The following is a 24,696-nucleotide window of genomic DNA, read 5'->3' on the forward strand; positions in this document are numbered from 1 at the left end:
CTGGCACAGATTGAGTATTTATTGGTGTTTTTGATTAAAAAGTATTCAGATAATATTAAGGAAATCACATTATTTTAAATTATACGTTGATATAACGGATGATTGCTAATCAAACGCTGACACAGCTCAATAATACAGGTTAAATTGAGTATTTCATCATGAATTTAGTGAGCACAGTAATATACTTTAAATATGAATCATCATAAGATGTGTTTCAAAGTTTTAATGCATCTTCATTGTATTTCGTTCATATTTTACAGTTAATCAAAAATGAAAAATATGATTGATGAAGTATTGCGATCACTGTGTATTTCTTCTTGTATTGTATAACTCGTCTAGGATGATGTATGTCTAAAACGAAACAACCAACAGCCAAGCAATTGCTTTCAGTCATTCAAACACAGACGGCAATTGCTAAATTGGGTTTAGACATCAATGCAGTAATGACATTGGTGGCTGAACAAGTTCAACTGATTACTCAAGCCAAAGGGGCAATTGTAGAACTCGCTGAGCATGGGGATATGGTTTACCGTGCTGTATCGAATGGTGCAACTGCATTTCTGGGTCTACGTTTAAAAATGGATTCTAGCCTTTCTGGGTTGTGTATAGCTCAAAATCGCACACTTTATTGTAAAGACAGCGAAGTAGATGAGCGTGTTGATCGAGAGGCATGTAGACGAGTTGGTTTACGTTCAATGGCTGTCGTTCCATTGATTCATTCTGATGAACCGATAGGTGTTTTAAAAATCTATTCAGAACGTGTAAATGCATTTAAAGACGCCGATATCAATTTATTGACACTGATGTCGGAGTTGATTGCCGCGGCAATGTATCATGCTTCGAAATTTGGTGCGCAAGAATTATATAAATTAGCAACGCAAGATACTTTAACTGGGTTGGCTAATCGTGCTTTGTTTCTGGACTGTTTAAGACAAGGGGTAGAAAAAGCAAAACGTACTCAAAAACTTTTGGGAATATTGATGATTGATATGGATGGATTAAAGCCAATCAATGATCAATATGGTCATCGTTTAGGTGATGAAGCGTTAAAGGAAATAGGGAAGCGTATTGTAAGTATTACTCGGCAAGATGATTTAGTGGCACGTTTAGGTGGTGATGAATTTGCGGTAATCTTAAGTAGCTTAGGTGATCAAGATTTAGCAAAGAAAGTGATGAATCGTATTGTAGAGGCATGTGGACTACCGTTTGTATTTGAAAATGTTAGACTGAATATGGGAGCAAGCGTCGGATTGGCGTTTTTTCCTGAAGATGCATTGGAACTGAATAAGTTGATCGAGTTCGCTGATCTTAAAATGTACGAACATAAACGTGCCCGTAAAGTGATCAATTTGAATGTCAAAATGTAAATCCCTATTTTAATCTCTGAGGGTTTTCATGAGACTATTGATAGTGACTACTCAAAATATCTTTATAGGCTTGGGAATGATGTAACCAAGGTAAATGACCAGAATTTACAACATTAAAGACAGTTGCTGTCGGGTAACGATCAATTACAAAATGTTTGCTGTTGGTGTATATGTCCTGATCGCCATATAGGATGGTAATTTTAAAATCAGCTTGAGTTAAACCTTTGAGCAGTGGGTATTTGATAATTTCAGCTCTGGTTTTATTGATGGGTTTTGCTTTTAATAAGGAAAAATCTTCGGTCTGTTCAATATTTTCTGTGGAGATAAATTCTGCATGATAGTTTTTCATGACTTGTCTAAAGAGGTTTTGATAAGCTTTATCAAAACCAAGCATTCCTAAAAAACTATTTATTCCCATTTTTGTCCATTGCCAAGAACTGACCTTGGATTTATTGAATTGCATCACTTCGTTTTCAGTTTGCTGCCACTGTGTGTTTGTTCCAGATCCCGGGTTACATAAGAACAGACTGAGTAAATGATCGGGATATTTTTCTGTATAGACTTGAGCGTAAAGTCCACCCCAAGAATGTCCCCATAAGTGAAACTTATCAATTTTATAAAATTTACGTACCGTTTCAATATCATTGATATATGCCTCTAATGAGTAATCTCCGCTTATACACGGGGATTTTTTTGTACCTCTTTGATGAAATACAATGATTTGAAACTGGTGCTTAAAAGATTCTACAACTTCTGTAAGGTCACTTGGAAAACCCGGTCCGCCATGCAATAAGATAATGCTTTCTTTTCCAAGTAGGGGATAGATACGGCTAAATAAAGTATCACCACGATAATCAAGGATACTTGATTCTAAATACTTGTGTATTTTTACAATTTGGGTATTTGAAGGTTGTTCTAAGGTTTCTTTTGTAATTTTTGTCATGTTCAATACAGCCCCGTCTTGAGTTTGGATTACTTAAAATTTTTTAAGGTAAAAGAATTTCTTTGTTTAAGAATAATTTTTCCGCTCTAAATAGGTTTAGATAGAGAGATCGATAATTTCTTTAATATTACCGAATAAAATGCATGATTTGGTGGAAGAAAATTCAACGATTAGGATGAATTTTTGTACTGTTGATAATGTGTGATATTTGATTATGTTATTAATTTTATTTGATATTTTTATTGTTTTTTGCAGTTTGTCGGATTTTAATTTTATGATTTATCCAAGTAAAATCAGAGGGTCATTATTTTATTAATGAAGTAAAAGTTAAAACTTGACCAATTGAACATGCTTTGTAGCAAAAAATCAGTTCTATTGATTACTCTACATTACACTGTTACCCATCAGCATGATTTTTCATCTATATCTGGCAATGATGGGATGTGCTTAAACTTTTCAGAATTTTTTGTTTGAAGATTTTTAAGATTTACCAATCAATAACGATAAGATGCCAGCTGCAATCAGTGGACCCACAGGAACACCTCTCAGTAATGCTACTCCAGCTACTGTACCGATCAATAAACCTGCTACGACATTGGGTTGGCTGGTCATTAAGGAAACTCCGCGACCACCTAACCATGCGACCAATAGTCCAATTGCAATTGCAGTCAGAGATTTCCAGTGCATAAATGATTTTAGGATGACATCGCCTGGAATTTTTCCACTGGCAATCGGGGTAAGAACACCAATTGTTAAAATGATAATTCCGACCTCCAGACCGTGAGTTTGTAATAAAGGAAAAAACTCACTTAATGGCGTGATTCGAAAGACAATTAATACGCCAGCAGCGATAGTCACTGCTGTATTGTGACTGAAAATACCACAAGCCAATAAAACAAGAAGCACGATTAAATTTAGATCTAGACTAGAAAGGCTCATTAATATTCATCATTTACAATTCATTCCAGCGGCGCATTATACTAAAAACAACGCAGGTAGGGCGTGAAGAGATCTATTTATTCGTATTAAAATTCTCAACAGAAGCAAATCAGTGCGCTGAAATATTGAAAGGTTTATTATCCAATAAGTTCCATTCGCGCTCAAAATCTTGCGCAAGTTTTGCTAAATTTGTAGATTTAAGTTGCTGTATTAAAATGTTTTGTGCTTCTAGCATTGCTTGATTTAAAGCAGTGTTTACCACACGTTCAACAAGACAGTTGGGCGTTTCTTGCTCATTCCCCATGGCAAAAATGGTGGGTTCACCTACAGCCTGATAAATATCATATAACGAAATTTCATTTAAATTTTGGATTAATGTCCAACCACCGCCGGGTCCTTTATCGGCATGTACAAATCCCGCTTTTTTTAAACCCGACATAGTACGTCTAACCACGACAGGATTGGTGTCGAGCATTACTGCAATCTGTTCTGATGTGAATGGTTTTTTTTCACGTGCCATATGTAATAGCACATGCAACATCCGGGAAAGTTTACTGTCTTTGCGCATGATATGCACACTCCTTAATTTGGTATTAATTGTAACATCAAAAGTTGCAATTTTAAAAATAAAGCAATATAGTAATTTCAAAAGTTACATATAGGGGTTTAAAATGAAATATGACGTGATGATCATTGGTGGAAGTTTTGCAGGTTTATCTGCGGCTTTACCTTTAGTAAGAGCTAGAAAAAAAGTATTGGTGGTAGATGCAGGTTTACGTAGAAATCGGTTTGCGGCGCATTCACATAATTTTCTGACCCAAGATGGACAGGAGCCTTCTGCAATCATTGTGGAAGCAAAGCAACAGTTAGAAAAATATTCAAGCATTACTTGGTTGAATGCATCTGTTATCGACGTACAGGCAATGAATGATCATTATGAGGTTTTTACAGAAGATGAAAATAATAAGCGCGACCTGATTCAAGCTGAAAAATTGATTATTGCAGCAGGTGTGAAAGATGATTTACCTGAAATAGAAGGCTTGACTGAGCGTTGGGGAAAGAGTGTATTCCATTGTCCATACTGTGACGGCTATGAATTAAATCTTGGTCAACTCGGGATGTTATATTCTGGTTCGCATTCTCTTCATATGGCTTTAATGCTACCTGATTGGGGCAAAACAACATTATTCCTCAATGCTGCAGTTTCAATTGATACAATCGAGCCTGCAATTTTGGAGCAATTAAATCAACGCCATGTGAAGTTAGATACTCGTAAAATCGCCAAGATCGAAAATCACTGTGATTTGAAATTTGAAAATGGTGACCAGACTCAATTGGATGGATTATTTGTCTCTACTTTTATGAGAATTAATTCACCTTGGATTAGAAAACTAGGTTTGGATATAGACCGTAATGAATATAGTGAAGCAATCTTAACCAATGCTACAAAGCAGACCAATTTAAAAAACATTTACGCATGTGGGGACATCACACGTTCAGGTGGTTCTGTTGCATTCTCTGTTGCTGATGGTGCAATGGCTGGGGTAGCAGCGCATAAATCATTTGTATTTGGTGGCTAGTGTCTATGCATGATGAAGTGATCATGCTGATAAAATACGATTCTCGATTGGGTTTCGATTCACGATACTCTAAACTGTGTCGTGAATTTTTAAGGTATTAATTTATGTTTTTGGAAAAAATGTTGCAATCACAAGGTTTTGGTTCTAGAAAGCATTGCCAGCAATTAATCAAGAATGGTGCAATTCAAATTCAAAACGAGGTTATTACTGATCCAAAGTTTAAACTTGATTTAGATCATTTAGAATTTTCGGTGTATCAGCAAACATTTCAATATCGAGAAAAAGTTTATATCGCTTTAAATAAACCACAGAATTATGAATGTTCACATCAATCTACTCATCATTTCAGCGTTTTTGATCTGTTTGATGATGTATTGATGAATCGTGGTCTACAAAGTGTAGGGCGCTTAGATCAGGATACCACAGGTTTATTATTATTCACTGATGATGGTCAGTTTTTACAAGCCTTGACACATCCTAAAAAGCATGTGCCTAAAGTTTATCAAATACAAACTGTTGATCCGATCACGGATGAGCAAATTCAACAACTTGAACAAGGCGTTGAACTGCGTAATGAAAAAGGGCTTTTTGCAGCAACAGATGTACAACGTCTTGCTGAACATGCATTAAAAATAACTGTACATCAAGGTGTTTATCATCAAGTGAAACGAATGCTTGCTGCGGTAGGCAACAAAGTTGAGCGTTTACATCGTGCCCAAGTAGGACAATTGGTACTGAATGATTTGCCTGAAGGAGAATGGCTATATCTAAATGAAGCCCAAGTGGTGGCTGCAAAAAATAAATCAGATGATTTATCTGAAGTTTAATCATAGTCAGCAAAGTCTGAGACTTCACTGATGATTAGTTTTAGATAGACTATGATCAAACCGCCTGATTATTCATACAAGTGACTGGATTTTAATCATTCATACCTGATGAACTTTATGATTTTTATACAATTTACTAGAAGATTTGGTGATTCATTTATTTTGTACTTTTGAATCATCAATATTCTGTGTATCGTGAGGCGACATGGAGGTCGCCATGTTGAGCGGGGTATCTAAACATAAACAAAGCACTGCTTTATTTACAGCATAAGAGTACAGTATTGCCTAAACAAATCTATTTAAACTTTTGAGATATAAACTGTGGCAATGAAAGCTTTATTACACTTCATCTGACAATCTAACACCTTTAATAATCCAAAATTTACCTTTTAGTGTTAAAACTAAAACGCCTGCAAGAAATAGAATTACTTCAAGAAACAATGATAGATTTGAAACTCGTTATCTTTGACAAAACCCATTTGTTCGTACAATTGATGGGAATGGTAATTGTTTTTTTGTGTTTCTAAACTAATACGCTGTGCATCTTCATGTCTTGCAAATAGAATGGCTGTATCAATCAGCTGTTTGGCAGAACCTTGTCTGCGATAAACCGGAGTGACATATACATCATCTAAAATATAGTATTTAGAACAGGATACAGATGTAAAACCCTGATAAAGTAGAACAAAACCTGTAAAAACATCATCTTTTACATGAATAAAGATGACACTTTCCTTATTCTCAAAACGTTGTTTAAGAAAATCAAGAGATTGTTTAAGATTGGAAGATGCACCATAAAATTGGCGATATTCATCAAATAAAACAGCAAGTTGATCTAAATCTTCTTTGGTCGCGCGTCTCACGATCATTTATATACTCCTTGCAATGATTTTTTATCTTTGCAAAAGAGCATAACTAAAAAATAGAAAATTAAAGTAAATGAATTGTTTAAAATTGCGACACTGTTAATTTTTGTCACTTTCCCCCAAGATCGCATTTAACTCTGCAAACAAATCTTCATCATCATCACTTAAGTCAACAGCAGTACTTGTTTGTCCATTCTGTTGTTCTTGCTTGAGTTTTCTTAATTTTAATATCTGGTCCATATTGATATTTTGGTTTTCAATTGCAAATGGAATAGATTTGGTGATTACGACTTGTTTAAAAAAAAGTCGAACTGCTTGAGCAGGGGTGATGCCTAATTGTTTAAAAACGGCAAAAGCAAGTTTTTTTTCTTGTGAATCAAGGCGTACTTGATAAACTTCGGTTTTTCTCATGAATGTTAACCAAACAAAATTTGAGTTTGAATGCCTATTTTAATCAAAGCTTGCGTAATTTCAATCTCTAATCATCAAAAAGTCCTATATTTGTCATTACGTCAACATTACAGTGTCAATTCATAGGCAGAACAAAAACATAACGCTTGCATTGTAATCGGATCAATAAACTCAATTTTGTGGGCTAAAAGTTGTAAAGGGTGTGAGAAATCATGAGGATCTTTATGCACTACAGTTGGATAAAATGGATCATTTTTAATGGGCAAATTCAGCCAATTGAGATGTACACGTAGTTGGTGCTGTTTTCCTGTAATCGGCTTTAATAAATATTTAGCCCATACCTGATCATGTTCAACAAGATGAATTTCAGTTTGTGAGTTGGTTATGCCTTCGGTCACTTTCATGGTGTAGAAAGGTTCACCTTTCTCCATTCTTAATGCAACCTGACATGGGAAGCTGAGGTTTGGGTTATAAGCAGCAATGGCATGGTAGGTCTTTTTTACCTGACGATCAGCAAACATTTGTTGGTAAATACCACGAGTTTGTGGACGCTTGGAGAATAACACGACTCCTGCTGTTTCACGGTCTAAACGATGTATAGGTGTCAAGTCTGCATTATTGGTGGTTTTTTTTAAGCGAACTAAAAGGGTTTCTTGAATATATTGTCCTGAGGGGCTAATGGTTAGAAAGTGGGGTTTATCAACCACCAGTAGATCATCATTTTCATAAAGAATTTTTTCCTGAAATGGCACCTGAACTTCGTGGTTGAGAAAACGATAATAATAAATATGAGTATGTTCGATATAAGGATGCTCTATACTGAGGGTTTGACCTTGCATATCCAAAATTAATTGATCATCAAAACGCTGCCTCCATTCATTGGCAGTAATATGTGGAAAGTGCTCACACAAAAATATAAATAGACTTTGCGGGGATTTTTCTAATTGAGGTAAATATACTTTAGATGCTGTTACACCATCCCTCATTGGTGGTTGAAAGTCAGAATGAGAAGTATATTGTTTCATGGTGATACTGGATGTCATTAAGATTGCAATTGCTATTGAAGTCAGCTTGAACAGGTCAAAACATGATTTCTCAACAATGCAACATAGGTTTTAAAGTCGTGCAATGCTATCATATTGTCTGGTTTGAATCATGTTGTGAGCGTTATGCAGTATTCCTCTAAATTAAGTCTAAGCAATGAACAAGACACTCAAAAGTTAGCGCAAAAACTGGCGCAACATATTGCAAAAGGCGTAATTTATCTCATCGGTGATCTTGGCGCGGGTAAAACAACATTAACGCGCTATTTGTTGCAAAGCTTAGGGCATCAAGGTGCAGTTAAAAGTCCAACATACACATTGGTGGAGCCTTATAGCATTCAAGCTAAGGATGTATTTCATTTTGACTTGTATCGTTTAAATGATCCTTATGAATTAGAATTGATGGGAATACGTGATTATTTAGACCAAACAGATGCATTATTCTTATTTGAGTGGCCTTCGAAAGGTGGAGATGAAATTCCAAAAGCTGATCATGTCATTACGATCTTAAAAGGAGCAGATGAAACTGTGCGTGAAGTGAGCATAGAAAGTACATCTTCTCAGTTGGTTCAAGAATTAATGCACTTTTAATTCAGTTAAATTCTAACTATAAAAAAATTTCGTTTTTAGATTCATTTAATGATCAGGTGAATTGAATGCAACATGAAGATATCAGTTTAAGACGTATCCAAACTTTAAATCCAGCATTGGCGAACCAAATTGCAGCAGGCGAGGTAATCGAACGCCCATCTTCTGTGGTTAAAGAGTTAGTTGAAAACTCAATTGATGCCGGTGCGACTGAATTGATTGTTCGTGTTGCTAATGGGGGGAGTACGCTCATTGAAATTATTGACAATGGGCGAGGCATTCATCCTGAGGATTTGGCGCTTTCCGTAACACGACACGCAACCAGTAAAATTCAGTCTGCTGAAGATTTACACGCAATAGTAAGTTTAGGTTTTCGTGGTGAAGCACTGGCATCGATTGCTGCTGTTTCTCGGTTAACCTTAACCAGCAGCCAAGATGATTCAGGTGTTGGCTATCAGCTTGAAGTAAATGGTACGGCGTTTGATCATCAGGATATACAGGCAGTTGCAGCGCAACAAGGCACACATATTCGTATTCAGGATTTATTTTTTAATGTACCGGCACGCCGCAAATTCTTAAAAAAGCCAGGAACTGAATTTGGACATATCGAAGAAATTGTCCGCCGTATGGCATTGACTCATTTTGATATACGTTTTGTGTTGGAACATAACGATAATATTCGTTTGAATTTACCTATTGCTGACAGTGGCGAGTTACGATTCCAACGTGTACAGCAATTATTGGGGCGTCAATTTACTGAAAATGCTTATTGGATTGATGCTGATAGTATTAGTATGCGTTTATCAGGTTGGTTGGGACATCCATCAGATGCTCGTGCCCAAGCGGATTTGCAATATGTTTATGTGAATGGACGCATTGTTAAAGATAAAACCATTTCACACGCGTTACGCATGGCATACGATGGTATTCTCCACGGACATCAACATGCTGCATATTTGCTTTTTTTAGAAGTTGACCCTGAAAATATCGATGTCAATGTCCATCCTACGAAACATGAAATTCGTTTTTTAAATCAGCGTGAAGTGCACGAGTTTGTACGCCATTTTGCTAAAGAAACCCTGTCAAAATTTCAAACAGCGACAGCAGAATTAGCTTCGGCAATGAAACAAGAGGAATCTCAACAAAATCATTGGCAACAACCTCAACCGCGTTATCAAGAGCAGTTTCAGCTTCATCGTGATCGCTCAGTATCAGAGAATGTCAATCAACAGCAAGAGCATGAAAATAGCCTAAGCAATAGCCATGCTCAGGTCATGTACAATGATGGTTTAACAGATTTTAGTCATACACAACCGCAAACTGTACATTATGCTGCAAATCAGCCACAACAGCAGTATCATGGGTCACAGCAACTCAATAATGCCTTAAAGAGCTATTTGGCACCGCTCCGTGAAAATAGTGATATTGCCGAATTGGATCAACCACTCACAGATCAAGCCTCTTATGATCAGTCTGTACAGCAAATTGTCAATAAGTCTAATCAACCACAGGTTGATGAATATCCTTTAGGTATTGCTATTGCACAATTGCACGGTATTTATATCCTTGCGCAAAATACTGAAGGATTGATTATTGTGGATATGCATGCTGCGCATGAACGTATTCTTTTACAACAGATGAAATCTGCATGGGACAAACCTGAGTTTTGGACTTCTCAACAATTGCTTATTCCTAAAGTGATCTCAATTACACGTATGCAAGCCACACGCGTTGATGATTTAAAACCTCAACTTGAGTGTTTAGGTTTGGAAATAGATCAGTATGGGGATGATCAGGTCATTGTCCGTGGCGTACCTGCAATTTTACATAAAGCTGACTTTGGTGCTTTAGTTCCTGAATTGCTGAATGATCTTGACCCGAACGATGAAGCACAAGCACTTCAACAAAAGCGAGATCAAATTTTGGCAGGTATGGCTTGTCATGGTGCAGTAAGAGCACACCGCATGCTAAGCCTGTCAGAAATGAATGCTTTATTGCGTCAGATGGAACAAACAGAATTTGCCAGCCAATGTAATCATGGTCGACCAACATGGCGTGCATTTCCACTTTCACAACTGGATAAATTATTTGCTCGAGGAGAGTAGTTTTACATGTCGAATCAATTGCCCGTCATCAATTTAATGGGACCAACTGCAAGTGGAAAAACCGCTTTGGCATGTGAATTATATGAACAGGGGAATTATGAGTTAATTTCTGTGGATTCTGCACTGGTTTATCAAGAGATGGATATTGGAACAGCTAAGCCAACAAAAGCGGAACAGGAGCGTTATCCGCATCATTTAATTGATATTATTACACCATTAGAAGTTTATTCTGCGGCAGAGTTTGTTGAAGATGCAAGTCGTTTGATTGATGATATTCATGCAAAAGGGAAAACACCCATCTTGGTGGGTGGAACAATGCTTTACTTCAAGGCATTGCTTGAAGGTCTTTCCAGTAACCTACCGAGTGCTGATTATGAGATTCGCGCTGCGATTGAGTTAAAAGGCGAAACTGAGGGCTGGCAGGCAGTCTATGATGAATTAAAATCAGTAGATACGCTGGCAGGTGAAAAGTTTAAGGTCAGTGATAAACAACGAATTATTCGTGCTTTAGAAGTTTACAAAATCACAGGTCGTCCAATTACACAATTACAGGCAGAACAGCCTAAAAAGCAACCTTATCGTTACAATTTTCATAATTATGCTTTAGTCCCTGACAGGGTAGAATTACATAAACGGATCGAGTTGCGATTGGAAAAAATGTGGAAAATCGGTTTTTTGAATGAAGTCGAATACCTTATGAAAAAATACGATCTCGATGAAAATTTACCCTCAGCACGCTCGGTTGGTTACCGTCAAGCGATAGATTTTTTAAAAAACAGTGATTTGAGTCAAGAAAAAATGCAAGAAATGAAGGATAAAGCGCTATTTGCGACACGACAATTAGCCAAACGTCAATACACTTGGTTACGTTCTTTGCAAGAATTACACTCTTTTCAAACTTATTTCACGATAAAGCAAGCTCAAGAAGACTTGCGAAACTTATACGGATAAAGCAAAATTTAACAACTGCCTTTTTTATAAATTTTAATTGAAAAATAAAGGCAGTTTTGCGCTGATTTTAAATTTTTTTTTGGAGTATAAAATGTCTAAAGGTCAAACTTTACAAGATCCGTTCTTAAATTCTCTCCGTAAAGAACGTATTCCGGTTTCTATCTTTCTTGTAAACGGTATCAAATTACAAGGTCACATTGAATCTTTTGACCAGTATGTTGTTTTGTTGAAAAACACTGTAAGCCAAATGGTTTACAAGCATGCGATTTCTACTGTTGTACCTGCACGTAATCCACGTCCTGCTGGTGCTCCTGCTGGTGCTCAAGGCGCTGCTGGTGGCTTCGGTGGTCAAGCTGGTGGCTTCGGTGGTCAAGCTGGTGGTTTCGGTAGCCAAGGTGGCTTCGGTGGTCAAAGTGGCTTCGGTGGTCAAGGTGGCTTCGGCGGTCAAGGTGGCTTCGGCGGTCAAGGTGGCTTCGGTGGTCAACAAGGTGGCTTCGGTGGTCAAGGTGGCTTCGGCGGTCAAGGTGGCTTCGGTGGTCAAGGTTCTGACTTTGGTGGCGAAGGTAAATTTGAAGATTCACAAGAAGATGAAAACAATCGTTAATTTCTAAATGTAGAAATTGATTGTGAAAAAGTGAATGTTTTAACAGTCTCTTGATGCATTAAAAAAACCGCAATATGATTGAATATTAATCATTTTGCGGTTTTTTATTTGGAGATTACTATTAGGGGCTGTAAATTAAATTTTGGCTCATGATTGTACTAAAATGTAGATTTTAATAATCATTTCATCATAATAAATTTAGAAATAGTTAAATATTCTAATCCTTAATAGCCTATGAACTTTATATTTTTTATATAAAGTATTAGAGGATTTTGGTCATTTATTTATTTGCACTTTTAAATGATTGATCATCTTTTTTATCGTGAAGTGGCATGAAAGTCATCATGTTGAGCGAAGATATCTGAGTAAAAATAATGCGTTGCTTTGTTTGCTGTGAAAGAATGCAGTTTAATTACTTTCAAGTGTACTATTCTTATAAACTTATAAAAAAACCTGAAACACAAGGTGATATAGAAAATTATTTAGATAAAATTAAATATGGACAAAATATGATCTTTTTTGTAGAGTGTCTTTTAATTTAGAACAACTACACAATAACTCATGTTTAATAATATTTATTTTGCTTTGGAAAAATTGGGTCTTACTGCTCAAAAGCGTGCTATCCATGTGTCTTTTTCAAATACTAAACTTAATCAACTGGTATTTTTACAACGCGTTGATGGGATACATGCCATCAATGATGGGGTGAACTTACAACTGATTTGTCTATCTACGCTGAACGATATTGCATTAAAAAGCTTTATTGGCTGTCGTGTAGCCATTGATGTGGTCAATCATCGCTCCGAACTCAATCGTATTTCAGGAATTGTGACCAAAGCTGAGGTGGGCGCCTCTGATGGAGCTTTGACGATTTATCGCCTCATGGTTGAAGATCCAACCGCACTTTGGAAACAGCGTAGAAACTCGCGCGTCTTTATGAATATGTCTGCTTTACAGGCAGTCGAAGTTATATTTAATGAATGGCGAGACAGATCTCCACTGTTTGCTTCAAGTTTAACTTTGGATAAAAGCGGTCTAACTAAGGCTTACGATATTCGACCCTTCATTATGCAGAATAATGAACGAGATATAGATCTTATTCAAAGGCTTCTAGCATCGGAAGGTGTGACCAGTTTAATTGATGAAGCACAGCTTAAAGTGTCTCATTTTAATGAACCCATCCAGCCTCAAAAGCTTCGATTAATTGATGACAATACTCAATATAAAAGTTTAGAACGTCGCATTATCCGTTTTCATCGAAGTTCGGCTGTCGAACAGCAAGACACCATCACAGCATTGACAGGTTTACGTTCACTTCAACCGACGTCTGTACATATTCAACGATGGCAAGCCGATATTCTTGAAACCGAAGAAGGTGCAGGCAATGTACAAAGCAAACATCAGCACAGTGACCAGTACGATAACGCCAGTCTAGGCTTAGAACAAGTATGGCACTTTAGCCCTGCATGGACTCAAGACTTAAATGGGGAAGATGGTGCAACACCATCGGGTAACAGTCAGATCGAACGCTTTAACCAAAACCTTAGCAACTACTACGATGCCCAAGCTAAACAATTCACGGCAATATCGACGGTACGAGATGCGCAGGTGGGTTATCACTTTGAGCTTGACCAACATCCAAGTCTAGAGCTAAAAGATGTTGCCGATCGGCAATTTCTGATCATCTCCAAAACCTTTTATCACCAAAATAATTTACCCAAAGATCTCAGCAATCAAGTCGACACTTTGTTAAAACAAAGCCATTGGCAAATCAGCAATATCACCACAAACAACAACGAAGAACGCCAAGCGAATCAGTTGGTGCTACAACGACGTAATATTACAGTTGTTCCTGAATATAATCCCTTAACTCAAAGACCCGCAGCCCATCCAATGCGAGCGAGAGTGGTTGGTCCAAGTGGAGAAGAAATTCATGTCGATGAATGGGGACGTATCAAAGTTCGATTTTTATTTACTCGCAATGAAGACCACAGTCACGATGGTGGCGCAGGCGCGAACGACAATGATACCGACTCAGCTTGGGTCGATGTACTCACTCCTTGGGCAGGCGAGGGCTATGGAGCACGCTTCTTACCGCGTATTGGAGAGTTGGTCATAGTTGACTTCTTTGCGGGGGATATTGATAGACCTTTTGTGGTGGGGCGTATTCATGAAGGATACCGTTATCCAACCAAGTTTGATGATAAAGGCAAGTTGCCCGATACCAAGAAGTTGGCAGGGATTAAAAGTCGAGAATACAAAGGCAATGGTTATAATCAATTACGTTTTGATGATACCAACAACCAGATCAGTAGTCAGTTACACAGCAGTCATGGTGCAACTCAACTCAATCTTGGCAACCTCAGTCACCCAAAAGAGACAGATAGCAGCGAAGGGCGAGGAGAAGGCTTTGAGCTAAGAACGGATCAATGGGGTGCGGTACGCGCAGGTCAAGGCTTACTGCTGAGTACCCATGCACAAGATGAGGCATCAGGCAATCATCTAGATACAACCGAAGCCAAAAGTCAGTTAGAAAATAGTCTCACCAATACAAAAGCGCTAAGTGAAGTTGCCAAGCATCAACAAACTGATCCTTTGGAAGTTTTAAATAATTTAAAACACTTCCTTAATCAAATAGAAAAAGGTGAAAAAGATAAAGCAGATGCATTTAAACAAGCTTTAATGCTACTGGCTTCACCAAACTCTATAGCAATGTCGACCAATAGTGACCTTCATCTTTCAGCAGATGGGCAAATCAGCCAGAGCGCAGGCAACAGTATAAATCTGAGTAGCCAAAAGAATCTTATAGTACATGCAAAAAACAAGATCAGTTTATTTGCTGCGCAAGAAGGTGCAAGACTTTATGCTGGAAAAGGCAAGGTTGAAATAAAAGCGCATAGTGATGGTGCAGATTTGATTGCGCGTAAAGGTATTCAGATCATATCGACTGAAGATACGATTTATATGATCAGTCCTAAAGAAATTGTATTTCGTGCGGATACATCTGAATTAAGACTGAATGGCTCAGGTATTTTTTCGACCACGCCAGGCTTGTTTGAAGTTAAATCTGGACAGCAGTTGTTTAAGGAGGGAACACAATTTTTATCTGAGATAAAAACTTTACCACAAGCACCAACAGAATATAGTTTAAAATTTCATTATGTATCCAATTTACCTGATCAATTGGGTAGTAAAAATAAAAATCTTACATTAGGAAAGGAATTATTTGTTGTTGAAAAAAAAGATAATAAATTGATTCAAAAATATCTTTTAAATGAAAGAAAAGATAATCAATACTCCTTTTCTGAGCGTTTTTATACATCTTCTATCGAGGATGTGAGTGCTATTTTGTTTATGAGTAATGATCCGCATTTATTCTTTAATCAAGATGATGATATTTTAAACGAAATAGATTTTAATACTATTGATGAAGATGATTCTATTATTGCAGAAGCTGATAAAAAATAAGGTTTGAAAACATGTCTAATTTATTAAAAATTGATCTCTTAATTTTAGATTCTAAAGGAATTCCTATAAAAAATATTAATGTCCGAACTAAATATGTTAATGGTATCTCTTTTTTTGATGAAAAAACGAATAATTTTGGCTATAGAATAGCCACAGTCTCAGAAGGTAGAAGCTTTGAAGTTTATGTTGAAAAACCGAATGGAGAAATGGAGTATGTCAAGACATTGAATTCTAATTTTTCAAGTAAAAATATTCAAAAAATTTTTATAGGAAGGCCAATTAGTGCTTATCAGTCTAAAAGAAGCAGTGGCTTAAACAGTTTGAAAATAAAATTGATAGATCTTGATGGTCTTATACTTAAAAATTTTCCTATACAAACTGGTTATAACAAATCTTCGAAATTTTTAAATAGAACTACTAATGAAAATGGTATAGTAGAGTTCCAAGCATCACCTGATAGAATCATAGAAATTAAATCCATCGATTTGGCTGATAAATTCATTGCTATTGGTTATTTTAATTCAAATGAAACTTCTATTGTTAATGTCAGGCATAAGTATAAGTTACAAAATTTTATTTCTAAAACTACAGCTACAATCGTGGATATTGATGGTACACACATCTATCCTAATGCAAAAGTAAAAATTACATATAACAATAGTTCTGGTATTAAAATTATTAAAAGCGGTTTATTAAATATAACAACTCTTATAGGATACCCAATTGAATTAACGTTATATAAACCAGATAATACACCTTTACAAACAAAAACTTATGTTGCATCAAGGGTAAAACCTAGTCATGGATTTGAAATTCGTATGCCCGTGAATCTAACTAGTGGAACAACTAATCCTAATAAGCCCAATAGTACTCAGACTGCACCAACAGGACTAAATATTTTTTTGACCTCTTGTATTCCATTATATAATGGCGAAATGATTACAGAAGATGATTATTCAGTTGCGGCTACTCAACTAGGTTGTGAAATAGCAGCTATAAAAGCAGTTGCTCAGACTGAAAGCCCCAGAGGGGCTTTTAGTACTTTATTGGGTAAAAAAGCTCCAACTATCTTATATGAACGTCACTATTTTCGAAGTTTTACTGCATATAAATATGATGTAAGTCACCCTATCTTATCAGGACCTCAAGGTAATTATGGATTGTATTCTGCACAATATAAAAAATTAATTGAAGCAATGTCTATAAGTGAAGATGCTGCTTTAAAAAGTTGTTCTTGGGGTAAATTTCAAATTATGGGAGCGAATTTTAAGAATTGTGGGTATTCAAATGTAAAAGAAATGGTTGAAGATGCATTTAAAAATGAAAAAATGCAATTAAATCAATTTGTTAATTTTATAAATTATGATCCAAACCTAGTGGCTGCAATTCGAGCGAAACAATGGACAAAATTTGCAAAAGGGTACAATGGTCCTAAGTACTATCAAAATGCTTATGATACGAAAATGAAAAAAGCGTATGACGTATTTAAAAATAACCCTACTAAATTACCATAGGATATTTATTAAATGAGAAAAAAACTACTGTTTGTCCTTTTAATAATAGCTTTTACTTCCATACAATTTAGCTTTGCTAATGTAAAGTACGTTCATGAAAAAGATAAAAGACAATGTTCATTTATAGACAATAATCAAAAAATTCTGTTAGCTGGAGTTGATGAAAAAACATATTTTTTCTTTCCATGTAACAAAATTATATCAACTTATGATGTTAAATTTTCACAAGGAACTTATTTGATATCAGAGTTATTATTATCTACCACTCCTCAAACTGATCAAAGATATATTAGAACCATTAAAAATATTAATAATAAATTTTATGATGATAAAAAACTTTCATATTTATTATCTACTTGTGTGCCATTAACTAAAAATAGTAATCAAAATTTAGTTAAGTATCTTGTTAACAAAAAAAATGACTTGGAAAGAATATGCAATATTGATGATGGCTTTATATCAATTAATCAAAAGGTTTTTTTATATGATAAATTAGGGAATGATTTTAAAATGAGAACGTCTTATTTAGTTAAGAATGATCGAGTTAAGGTTATTGATTATTCGTTTAAAAAAAATGAATTATGGCTTTACATTAACTACAAAAACTCTGTGAAAAAATGGATTTCGAGTAAGTCTATAAATTTATAAAGCTTTTTTATATAGAAGTGATTTTAAAAATGTATCAACCATGTCAAAAACCTTCTGCTCAATAATAAAGCCAAGATCAGACAAAGAGAAAATGAAATTAAAGCCAACTGCGACAAATAAACAAGCGGTATTAGATACGGCAAAAAGTTATTTTAGACATCCAAGTCGTTGTAATTGGATGGATGAAAGCGTTAAACAATGGGCAAGACAAAATAAGGACAAAGTCAATCAGGCTAGTGATGGCATGCTGCAAAAAGGTTGGGATACGACTAGACAGGGTGCGTATAAAGGTGCTAAGGCTGCACAAGAAAAAATTGATGAAGCAGCAGAATCGGTCCAAAAAGGTTTAGATATGATCAAGGGTGGAAAAAAATAATGCATATATTTCAAAAAAAACTAGCGCTATTTCTACCTCTTTTACTGTGTATTAGTTGTAGTAATGGTCAGTCTACGACAAAGCAAGACACTGAAACAGAAGGTTTTATAAAGAAAATAAATCCACAACATCAGTTTAAGGTCCACGGCTGTGCGATTAATTATAATGGTACGGATTTATATATGAGTTCAGGCGTTGAGCCATGGCTTAAAGCATTAGGTAAAAACTATCGGGTTGTCGAAAGTGTAGATCCAATTAATCGAATTAATATTTATATATATGATGATATCGGTGTTCGTTTGGTTGAACGAATAGCGGATAAACAAATCGATAGTTTTAGGTTTCGTTTAGAGCGCCCAGCACATGATATTCGTAAAGAAACAGATGCAGAAATCGAAGAAGAGTTAAAAAAACCAGATACTGAACAAGTGAGAACGATATTTAAAGATGCCATCGAGGTGGATGGTGTACTCGTGGGTGCTTATCCAATGCATGATGAGATCAGGGATAAGTTTCGTGCAAAAACAAGTGTGAGTTATAACTATACAGCGTACTGTAATGACAACCAAAAAGGCGAGTCTTTTGGCATTGAAATAAGCACAAGTTTTAATGACCCCGAAGTAATTGATCATATGTATTTTTATAATCATTTAGACATCATGACTTTAGAGCAAAAAAAACAATTAGCACGAAGAACGGATGAAAACGGACGAGAAATTTGTGGAGAATATGTGGATATTAAGACATTTGATATTCTACCAAATTATTGTACGCAAGAAGAATTAGACGATGAAAAGAAACAACAGTCAAAATAAATGGATTCTTTTTTTACCCCTTTTACTGTGTATTAGTTGTAGTAATGGTCAGTCTACGACAAAGCAAGATGCTGATACAGAAGGTTTTATAAAGAAAATAAATCCACAACATCAGTTTAAGGTCCACGGCTGTGCGATTAATTATAATGGTACGGATTTATATATGAGTTCAGGCGTTGAGCCATGGCTTAAAGCATTAGGTAAAAACTATCGGGTTGTCGAAAGTGTAGATCCAATTAATCGAATTAATATTTATATATATGATGATATCGGTGTTCGTTTGGTTGAACGAATAGCGGATAAACAAATCGATAGTTTTAGGTTTCGTTTAGAGCGCCCAGCACATGATATTCGTAAAGAAACAGATGCAGAAATCGAAGAAGAGTTAAAAAAACCAGATACAAAACAAGTGAGAACGATATTTAAAGACGCGATTGAGGTGGATGGTGTATTAGTTGGTGCTTATCCAATGCATGATGAGATCAGGGATAAGTTTCGTGCAGAAACAGGGGTGAGTTATAACTTTACAGCGGACTGTAATGACAACCAACAAGGTAAATATTTTTATATTGAGTTAAGTACCAGTTTTAATGATCCTGAAGTGATTGATCATCTATATTTTTATAATTATTTTGACATAATTAGTGATGAAGAAAAAGAAAGACAGCGGAAAGAGTTTTGTGAAGGTCCGGATAGAGATGATCCTATTATTGGGGGAGGATGTGAAAATTATCCTTTAAAAAAATAATGCATATATTTCAAAAAAAACTAGCGCTATTTCTACCCCTTTTACTGTGTATTAGTTGTAGTAATGGTCAGTCTACGACAAAACAAGAAGCTGATACAGAAGGTTTTATAAAGAAAATAAATCCACAACATCAGTTTAAAGTCCACGGCTGTGCGATTAATTATAATGGTACGGATTTATATATGAGTTCAGGCATTGAGCCTTGGCTTAAAGCGTTAGGGAAAAATTATCGTAAAGTTGAAGGTGTAGATGGTGTCAATCGAATTAATATTTATATATATGATGATATCGGTGTTCGTTTAGTTGAACGGAAAAACGATAAAAAAATAGACAGCTTTAGATTTCGTTTAGAGCGCCCTGTACATGATATCCGTAAAGAAACAGAAGCAGAAATCGAAGAAGAGTTAAAAAAACCAGATACAAAACAAGTGAGAAGTATATTTAAAGATGCCATCGAGGTGGATGGTGTACTCGTGGGTGCTTATCCAATGCATGATGAGGTCAGGGATAAGTTTCGTGCAGGAACAAGCGTGAGTTATAACTATACAGCGTACTGTAATGACAACCAAAAAGGCGAGTCTTTTGGCATTGAATTAAGTACAAGTTTTAATGAACCAGAAGTGATTGATCATATGTATTTTTATAATCATTTAGACATCATGACTGAAGAACAAAAGAAAAAGTTATACCGTAGAACGGATGAAAATGGACGAGAAATTTGTGATGAATATTTTGACATACCAAAAATGAAAATTGTTCCGAGATATTGTACGCAAGAAGAATTAGACGATGAAAAGAAACAACAGTCAAAATAAAGGAAAAGAAGCCCCTATTTAATTAAAGCGTTCACATTGGCATTTATATGAGTATGGTAAGGTAGGAAGAAATCAGCGCTATGATTTCAAGATTTTACCTTTAACCATGATTGGTGGTAGTCCAAAGAGTTAGATTTCATGATTCAGTAACGGGTTTGTTTTAGCCACTATTGTCAAGCCTCAGTTCAAAATATTGATTTTCTTATGGCATAAAAAAACCAGTGCAAAGCACTGGTTTTTATTTGATACTTAATTTTGATTTTTCTTTGGATCTAAACTTGGATCTTTAATTTCAATATAAGTATTGGCACGCAACTCTCTTAACCAACTGTCATATTCTGATTCAAATTGGCGTTCCCCTAAAATTTGGCGAGCCATACGTTTTTGATATTCAGAAGTCATATCTTGTTGACGTTTGCCAGTGACTTGCAGGATATGCCAACCAAATTGGGTTTCGAATGGCTTGCTGATTTCGTTGACTGTCGCGCTTTGCATCATTTTATCAAATTCAGGAACCATCATGCCTGGGCTGACCCATCCTAAACTACCACCATCACGTGCTGAACCAGGGTCATTCGAATATGTTGATGCAAGTGTTGCAAAATCTTCACCCGCTTTGAGACGGTTATAGATACTCTCAATCATTTGTTTAGCGTTTTCAGGGCTAACTACTTCGGAAGTTTTAATGAGAATATGACGAGTTTCAAACTGAGGAACAAGTGCTTTTTGCTCATTTGATTTCTTTTCAAGTAGTTTTAAAACATGAATACCATCTTTCGCTTGGACCAACTCAGTGGTTTGTCCTGGCTCAAGAGAGCTTACTCGGGCAGCAAGTTCAGTTGGGATTTCTGAAAGTGGGCGAAAGCCCATGTCCGCACCATCTACTTTGATTTGAGCAGTACTGAATTTTTTCTCTAAACTTTTTACATCATCTGTGCCTTTTAAATCAGTACGAACAGATTTGGCAACTGCCTCAAGTTCATCTGCAGGGGCATTACCTGATATACGCATATGTAGGACATGTGCTTGGCTTCCAACAGCAGCTTGACCTTCAGGTGATTTTAAAAAGTTTTCAACATCAAGATCGGTAATTTTAATACGAGACATGACTTGTTGTTGACTGAGACGCTGAATCAATAAATCTTCGGAAACACGATCACGTAATAATTCATATGTTCCGGGCGCAACGCTATCTAGCTTTTGTTGGAAAGCTTCTAAAGAATTAGAACCAGACTGCTGAGCGACTTTAAGAACAGCTTCATTTAAGCTTTTTTCATCAGCTTTTAAACCATATTTTTTCACTTGCTCAAGTTGTGCGTCATGGGTGATGAGCTGATTGAGCACTTGCTGTTGCAAAATAATTTGCGGCGGGAGTTCTTTTTTTTGTGCTTGGAACTTATGTGCAGCTTCAGCAACACCTTGGTCTAAATCGCTTTTTAAAATTGCTGTAGAACCAACAATGGCAATGATTTGATCTTTAGGTGCTGCATAAACCGATAACGATGTAGAGATGAGTAAAGCTAAGGTTGATGCTTTAAATAGTTCTTTAAATTTTTGCGTCTTCATTAATGAGTCCAAGATTGATTAGCTTTATCAAAACCTAAAATACGATTTTGAAGTAATGAACTTAACTTGTTGTTCAAACCACCTAGTCCTTTGAGTGTGATTTCAGCCATAACTGCGCGTTTTGGCTTGGTATCTGGGAGAGAAACATCATCTAGATCATTGAAGTAAGAACGACCATAGACCGAGATTCCCCAACAACAAGATTCATAATTCACACCTAATAGATATTCGCGTGCAACATGGTTGTCAAGGTCATATTGAACATGACCCATAATACGCCAGTTATCTTTTACTGGTTGTATAAATGATGCAACTGCTTGATCGTATTCTCGTTGGCGATCAGGAAGGTTGTTTCTATAAAAATATCCAACGTTGTATAAATTTCCTTTTTCACCTGTGTAATACATTTGGAAGTCATGTTGTGCGCTATCACCATTGGACATCCAAGCTGAATTGGTGCTTACAGTAAATTTTTGCGAAAGCTGACTCGAAATACTGATCACAGGACCAGTGTGTTTTTCTTTATCCAACTCATCTGTATTGTTGAGTAAAGTAACTTTACGATCATCAAAATAATAACTTTGTCCAATACTGGCTCTTAAACGTTCTAAACCAACCGTATCAAATAGACTATAACTTACCCCGAGTGACAAGAAGTTGTTATCTTCTAGGCGGTCATGACCGTAAAAACGGTAAGGGCTAAACAATTGATCATAACTGATTGATGCACTAGTCGAATCAAAGTTTGGATAACCCGTTTGATTTTTATACGGTGCATAAGCATAGAATGCGCGAGGAGTAATGGTTTGAAGGAACTTACCATCTTTTTCAAAGGTTAGCCCAGTGTCCAAAGTAAACTGAGGAACAACCACAGATTTATTTTTTGAATCTTGACTTTGGTTGTTGAGATTCAATTGATCCACTGTGGTTTGGTCATAGAATGTATTTAAACTACGGACAGAAACTTCTGGAATGACGAATGACCACGGATTACGGAAGTTATAACGTGTCGCAAACTGATTATATAAACGTGTACCGCTAGGTTGGTTGCTGTAATCAGCATCATTAATATCTTTTTTGAAATATGCAGTATCGTTGTTAAATTCGTATTCCCAGCCTTGATAATCGCCACCTACATAATTGAGTAGAAACTGCGGTAGACGAGCATAAGGTCTGTCTACATCTTTGACTGTTTTGTCTAAGGTTTGGAAATCTTCAACTTTTAATTGAGCTTTTAAACCAGGAATACCGTGGTTGTAGTTGAGTTCCCAAGCACGTCGTTGATTCAGTTCGGTACGCGAGTTTGGATTGCTGTCTAAGTCCGAAAAAAAGTCTTTATCAGACACATAGTTATATTCTAGATTGGTCGACCATTGTTTATCGATATTCCATCTATGTAGAAAATGTAAGTCCTTACGATCTTCATCATCGTAGCCACGATCTGAAGGCAAGTAACTCCCCCAAATACTACCCGCACCAAAATTCTCGGTTAAATAACGGAATTCGCCTTGAGCCATTAGACCACGGTCTGTAATGAGTCGAGGAGTGATGGTCGCATCATAATTCGGTGCTAAGTTTAAATAAACTGGAACCGCAAGTTCAAAGCCACCGTCATTGGTAAACCCGAAGTTTGGACTAATGATCCCCGTGGTACGACGATCATCAATTGGGAAATTGAAGTAAGGAACAGCAAGTACAGGAACATCTTTTACATATAATTTGGTACCACGCGTTACACCGCGCCCAGTTTCTTGATCGAGCTCAATCTTATTGGCTTGGATTTTCCAAGTTGGTTTCTGGTCAGGTGGGCATGTACTATAACTGGCATTTTCTAGTACGATATTTGTTGGTGATGTTCTTTCAATTTTTGCTGCATGACCATGCGCATGTGTTATTTCAGCAATATAAAAACTATTGTTTAATTGCCCAGTTTCATCTTTTAGGTTGTAATCAATCTGATCGCTTTGCGCAATGATACCGCCTTGCGCCATTTGTACATTGCCTTTTGCTTTTGCAAAAGTTTGTGTTTTATCAATGGTTACTTCATCTGCGCGAATCATTCGCCCAGATTGATCAATCATGACATCTCCAGACAACACAGAGTCGCCATTTGGATTGTAATAGGCTTGATCAGCAGTAATGACAGATGAAGCTTCTTGAGGGTCAACTGTTTTTGCCTGAGTGCTAAATGGAGTAACCCAAACACCTTCACAGTAGCGATTACTTGCATTGTTTTCATCACGTACTTGGGCTTCAGGCGCGTTTTTGTCTACATAGTATTGTTCAAAAAAGTTTTGACCAGGGTAACTCTCTTTAATCGCAGCATTTAATTGCTTGTTATTCACTTTGGAGACAGCTGCTTCAGAAACAGAGGTTGTCGATTCAGCATAGCTGGATACTGAACTTCCACAAAGAAGTGTCAAAATAGCAGTCGCTAAAGGATTAAATTTAAACTGATGCTTCATTTGTCTCATTAACCAAATATGCTAATCGCAATTAATTATTGTCGCATCATAGAGAAA

Annotated in this window: 22 protein-coding genes; 14 read left to right on the forward strand and 8 right to left on the reverse strand. The window is 36.3% G+C overall.

Translation table 11 applies throughout. The annotated features are described in order from the left end of the window. Positions 1–347: 347 nt before the first annotated feature. Positions 348–1,367, forward strand: a complete 1,020-nt coding sequence (locus I9192_RS09855) for a sensor domain-containing diguanylate cyclase (protein WP_005029310.1) — start codon at positions 348–350, stop codon at positions 1,365–1,367. Between the two features lie 34 nt (positions 1,368–1,401). Here the strand turns inward: I9192_RS09855 and I9192_RS09860 are convergent, their stop codons facing one another. The 3 genes from I9192_RS09860 to I9192_RS09870 form a co-directional block, all read right to left on the reverse strand. Further along, positions 1,402–2,310 (reverse strand): alpha/beta hydrolase, encoded by a 909-nt coding sequence (locus I9192_RS09860; protein WP_005029308.1) that lies wholly within the window; start codon positions 2,308–2,310, stop codon positions 1,402–1,404. A 480-nt stretch (positions 2,311–2,790) separates the two neighbouring features. Continuing rightward, positions 2,791–3,249 carry a DUF441 domain-containing protein gene (locus tag I9192_RS09865; protein WP_004831027.1) on the reverse strand — a complete coding sequence of 153 codons (459 nt, stop codon included), beginning with the start codon at positions 3,247–3,249 and terminating at the stop codon, positions 2,791–2,793. Between the two features lie 109 nt (positions 3,250–3,358). Further along, the gene (locus I9192_RS09870) at positions 3,359–3,817 is read right to left on the reverse strand and encodes an RrF2 family transcriptional regulator (protein ID WP_005029304.1); all 459 of its coding nucleotides are present in this window, start codon (positions 3,815–3,817) and stop codon (positions 3,359–3,361) included. Positions 3,818–3,920: 103 nt separating this feature from the next. Between I9192_RS09870 and I9192_RS09875 the strand changes: the two genes are divergently transcribed. Continuing rightward, on the forward strand, positions 3,921–4,829 hold the full coding sequence (locus I9192_RS09875; protein ID WP_005029302.1) for an NAD(P)/FAD-dependent oxidoreductase: 909 nt from the start codon (positions 3,921–3,923) through the stop codon (positions 4,827–4,829). Between the two features lie 104 nt (positions 4,830–4,933). Then, positions 4,934–5,656 carry a pseudouridine synthase gene (locus I9192_RS09880; protein WP_005029299.1) on the forward strand — a complete coding sequence of 241 codons (723 nt, stop codon included), beginning with the start codon at positions 4,934–4,936 and terminating at the stop codon, positions 5,654–5,656. A 425-nt stretch (positions 5,657–6,081) separates the two neighbouring features. Here I9192_RS09880 and I9192_RS09885 read toward each other — a convergent pair whose 3' ends face one another. From I9192_RS09885 to I9192_RS09895, 3 genes are all read right to left on the reverse strand, one after another. Next, positions 6,082–6,525 (reverse strand): GNAT family N-acetyltransferase, encoded by a 444-nt coding sequence (locus I9192_RS09885; RefSeq protein WP_058971809.1) that lies wholly within the window; start codon positions 6,523–6,525, stop codon positions 6,082–6,084. Positions 6,526–6,621: 96 nt separating this feature from the next. After that, positions 6,622–6,933 carry a type II toxin-antitoxin system RelB/DinJ family antitoxin gene (locus tag I9192_RS09890; RefSeq protein WP_004831022.1) on the reverse strand — a complete coding sequence of 104 codons (312 nt, stop codon included), beginning with the start codon at positions 6,931–6,933 and terminating at the stop codon, positions 6,622–6,624. A gap of 107 nt (positions 6,934–7,040) precedes the next feature. Further along, positions 7,041–7,958 carry a pseudouridine synthase gene (locus tag I9192_RS09895; RefSeq protein ID WP_200150360.1) on the reverse strand — a complete coding sequence of 306 codons (918 nt, stop codon included), beginning with the start codon at positions 7,956–7,958 and terminating at the stop codon, positions 7,041–7,043. A 144-nt stretch (positions 7,959–8,102) separates the two neighbouring features. Between I9192_RS09895 and tsaE the strand changes: the two genes are divergently transcribed. The 11 genes from tsaE (at position 8,103) to I9192_RS09950 (ending at position 20,608) form a co-directional block, all read left to right on the forward strand. After that, entirely contained in the window at positions 8,103–8,567 is a 465-nt protein-coding gene (gene tsaE / locus I9192_RS09900) for a tRNA (adenosine(37)-N6)-threonylcarbamoyltransferase complex ATPase subunit type 1 TsaE (protein WP_199959642.1), read from the forward strand. Between the two features lie 65 nt (positions 8,568–8,632). Beyond that, positions 8,633–10,669 (forward strand): DNA mismatch repair endonuclease MutL, encoded by a 2,037-nt coding sequence (gene mutL / locus I9192_RS09905; protein ID WP_200150361.1) that lies wholly within the window; start codon positions 8,633–8,635, stop codon positions 10,667–10,669. Between the two features lie 6 nt (positions 10,670–10,675). Beyond that, positions 10,676–11,620, forward strand: a complete 945-nt coding sequence (gene miaA / locus I9192_RS09910; RefSeq protein ID WP_200150362.1) for a tRNA (adenosine(37)-N6)-dimethylallyltransferase MiaA — start codon at positions 10,676–10,678, stop codon at positions 11,618–11,620. Between the two features lie 91 nt (positions 11,621–11,711). Then, positions 11,712–12,224 (forward strand): RNA chaperone Hfq, encoded by a 513-nt coding sequence (hfq, locus tag I9192_RS09915; RefSeq protein WP_200150363.1) that lies wholly within the window; start codon positions 11,712–11,714, stop codon positions 12,222–12,224. A gap of 561 nt (positions 12,225–12,785) precedes the next feature. Further along, positions 12,786–15,692, forward strand: coding sequence for a type VI secretion system Vgr family protein (locus I9192_RS09920; protein ID WP_200150364.1), 2,907 nt, complete (start codon positions 12,786–12,788; stop codon positions 15,690–15,692). 11 nt (positions 15,693–15,703) lie between these two features. Next, positions 15,704–17,206 (forward strand): N-acetylmuramidase family protein, encoded by a 1,503-nt coding sequence (locus tag I9192_RS09925; RefSeq protein WP_200150365.1) that lies wholly within the window; start codon positions 15,704–15,706, stop codon positions 17,204–17,206. Positions 17,207–17,218: 12 nt separating this feature from the next. Then, complete coding sequence (locus I9192_RS09930; protein WP_151713035.1) at positions 17,219–17,854, forward strand: hypothetical protein; 636 nt, start codon at positions 17,219–17,221, stop codon at positions 17,852–17,854. 91 nt (positions 17,855–17,945) lie between these two features. Then, complete coding sequence (locus I9192_RS09935) at positions 17,946–18,230, forward strand: hypothetical protein (RefSeq protein ID WP_227559253.1); 285 nt, start codon at positions 17,946–17,948, stop codon at positions 18,228–18,230. Continuing rightward, positions 18,230–19,045, forward strand: a complete 816-nt coding sequence (locus I9192_RS09940) for a DUF7738 domain-containing protein (protein ID WP_200150366.1) — start codon at positions 18,230–18,232, stop codon at positions 19,043–19,045. The genes I9192_RS09935 and I9192_RS09940 overlap by 1 nt, the downstream gene beginning before the upstream one ends. Further along, positions 19,020–19,793 carry a DUF7738 domain-containing protein gene (locus tag I9192_RS09945; RefSeq protein WP_200150367.1) on the forward strand — a complete coding sequence of 258 codons (774 nt, stop codon included), beginning with the start codon at positions 19,020–19,022 and terminating at the stop codon, positions 19,791–19,793. Before I9192_RS09940 ends, I9192_RS09945 begins: the two co-directional genes overlap by 26 nt. Next, positions 19,793–20,608 carry a DUF7738 domain-containing protein gene (locus I9192_RS09950; protein WP_042066698.1) on the forward strand — a complete coding sequence of 272 codons (816 nt, stop codon included), beginning with the start codon at positions 19,793–19,795 and terminating at the stop codon, positions 20,606–20,608. Before I9192_RS09945 ends, I9192_RS09950 begins: the two co-directional genes overlap by 1 nt. Before the next feature lie 249 nt (positions 20,609–20,857). Here I9192_RS09950 and I9192_RS09955 read toward each other — a convergent pair whose 3' ends face one another. Both I9192_RS09955 and I9192_RS09960 read right to left on the reverse strand, forming a co-directional pair. Further along, complete coding sequence (locus I9192_RS09955; RefSeq protein ID WP_009586658.1) at positions 20,858–22,174, reverse strand: peptidylprolyl isomerase; 1,317 nt, start codon at positions 22,172–22,174, stop codon at positions 20,858–20,860. Then, positions 22,174–24,639 (reverse strand): LPS-assembly protein LptD, encoded by a 2,466-nt coding sequence (locus I9192_RS09960; RefSeq protein ID WP_200150368.1) that lies wholly within the window; start codon positions 24,637–24,639, stop codon positions 22,174–22,176. The genes I9192_RS09955 and I9192_RS09960 overlap by 1 nt, the downstream gene beginning before the upstream one ends. Positions 24,640–24,696 lie beyond the last annotated feature (57 nt).

Origin of the sequence: Acinetobacter bereziniae, from assembly GCF_016576965.1 — a bacterium.
GTDB lineage: Bacteria > Pseudomonadota > Gammaproteobacteria > Pseudomonadales > Moraxellaceae > Acinetobacter > Acinetobacter bereziniae.

Coding starts and splice junctions, on each gene's coding strand:
- I9192_RS09855 (WP_005029310.1), top strand. CDS start 348: ATGTCTAAAACGAAACAACCAACAGCCAAGCAATTGCTTTCAGTCATT.
- I9192_RS09860 (WP_005029308.1), bottom strand. CDS start 2,310: ATGACAAAAATTACAAAAGAAACCTTAGAACAACCTTCAAATACCCAA.
- I9192_RS09865 (WP_004831027.1), bottom strand. CDS start 3,249: ATGAGCCTTTCTAGTCTAGATCTAAATTTAATCGTGCTTCTTGTTTTA.
- I9192_RS09870 (WP_005029304.1), bottom strand. CDS start 3,817: ATGCGCAAAGACAGTAAACTTTCCCGGATGTTGCATGTGCTATTACAT.
- I9192_RS09875 (WP_005029302.1), top strand. CDS start 3,921: ATGAAATATGACGTGATGATCATTGGTGGAAGTTTTGCAGGTTTATCT.
- I9192_RS09880 (WP_005029299.1), top strand. CDS start 4,934: ATGTTTTTGGAAAAAATGTTGCAATCACAAGGTTTTGGTTCTAGAAAG.
- I9192_RS09885 (WP_058971809.1), bottom strand. CDS start 6,525: ATGATCGTGAGACGCGCGACCAAAGAAGATTTAGATCAACTTGCTGTT.
- I9192_RS09890 (WP_004831022.1), bottom strand. CDS start 6,933: ATGAGAAAAACCGAAGTTTATCAAGTACGCCTTGATTCACAAGAAAAA.
- I9192_RS09895 (WP_200150360.1), bottom strand. CDS start 7,958: ATGAAACAATATACTTCTCATTCTGACTTTCAACCACCAATGAGGGAT.
- tsaE (WP_199959642.1), top strand. CDS start 8,103: ATGCAGTATTCCTCTAAATTAAGTCTAAGCAATGAACAAGACACTCAA.
- mutL (WP_200150361.1), top strand. CDS start 8,633: ATGCAACATGAAGATATCAGTTTAAGACGTATCCAAACTTTAAATCCA.
- miaA (WP_200150362.1), top strand. CDS start 10,676: ATGTCGAATCAATTGCCCGTCATCAATTTAATGGGACCAACTGCAAGT.
- hfq (WP_200150363.1), top strand. CDS start 11,712: ATGTCTAAAGGTCAAACTTTACAAGATCCGTTCTTAAATTCTCTCCGT.
- I9192_RS09920 (WP_200150364.1), top strand. CDS start 12,786: ATGTTTAATAATATTTATTTTGCTTTGGAAAAATTGGGTCTTACTGCT.
- I9192_RS09925 (WP_200150365.1), top strand. CDS start 15,704: ATGTCTAATTTATTAAAAATTGATCTCTTAATTTTAGATTCTAAAGGA.
- I9192_RS09930 (WP_151713035.1), top strand. CDS start 17,219: ATGAGAAAAAAACTACTGTTTGTCCTTTTAATAATAGCTTTTACTTCC.
- I9192_RS09935 (WP_227559253.1), top strand. CDS start 17,946: ATGAAATTAAAGCCAACTGCGACAAATAAACAAGCGGTATTAGATACG.
- I9192_RS09940 (WP_200150366.1), top strand. CDS start 18,230: ATGCATATATTTCAAAAAAAACTAGCGCTATTTCTACCTCTTTTACTG.
- I9192_RS09945 (WP_200150367.1), top strand. CDS start 19,020: ATGAAAAGAAACAACAGTCAAAATAAATGGATTCTTTTTTTACCCCTT.
- I9192_RS09950 (WP_042066698.1), top strand. CDS start 19,793: ATGCATATATTTCAAAAAAAACTAGCGCTATTTCTACCCCTTTTACTG.
- I9192_RS09955 (WP_009586658.1), bottom strand. CDS start 22,174: ATGAAGACGCAAAAATTTAAAGAACTATTTAAAGCATCAACCTTAGCT.
- I9192_RS09960 (WP_200150368.1), bottom strand. CDS start 24,639: ATGAAGCATCAGTTTAAATTTAATCCTTTAGCGACTGCTATTTTGACA.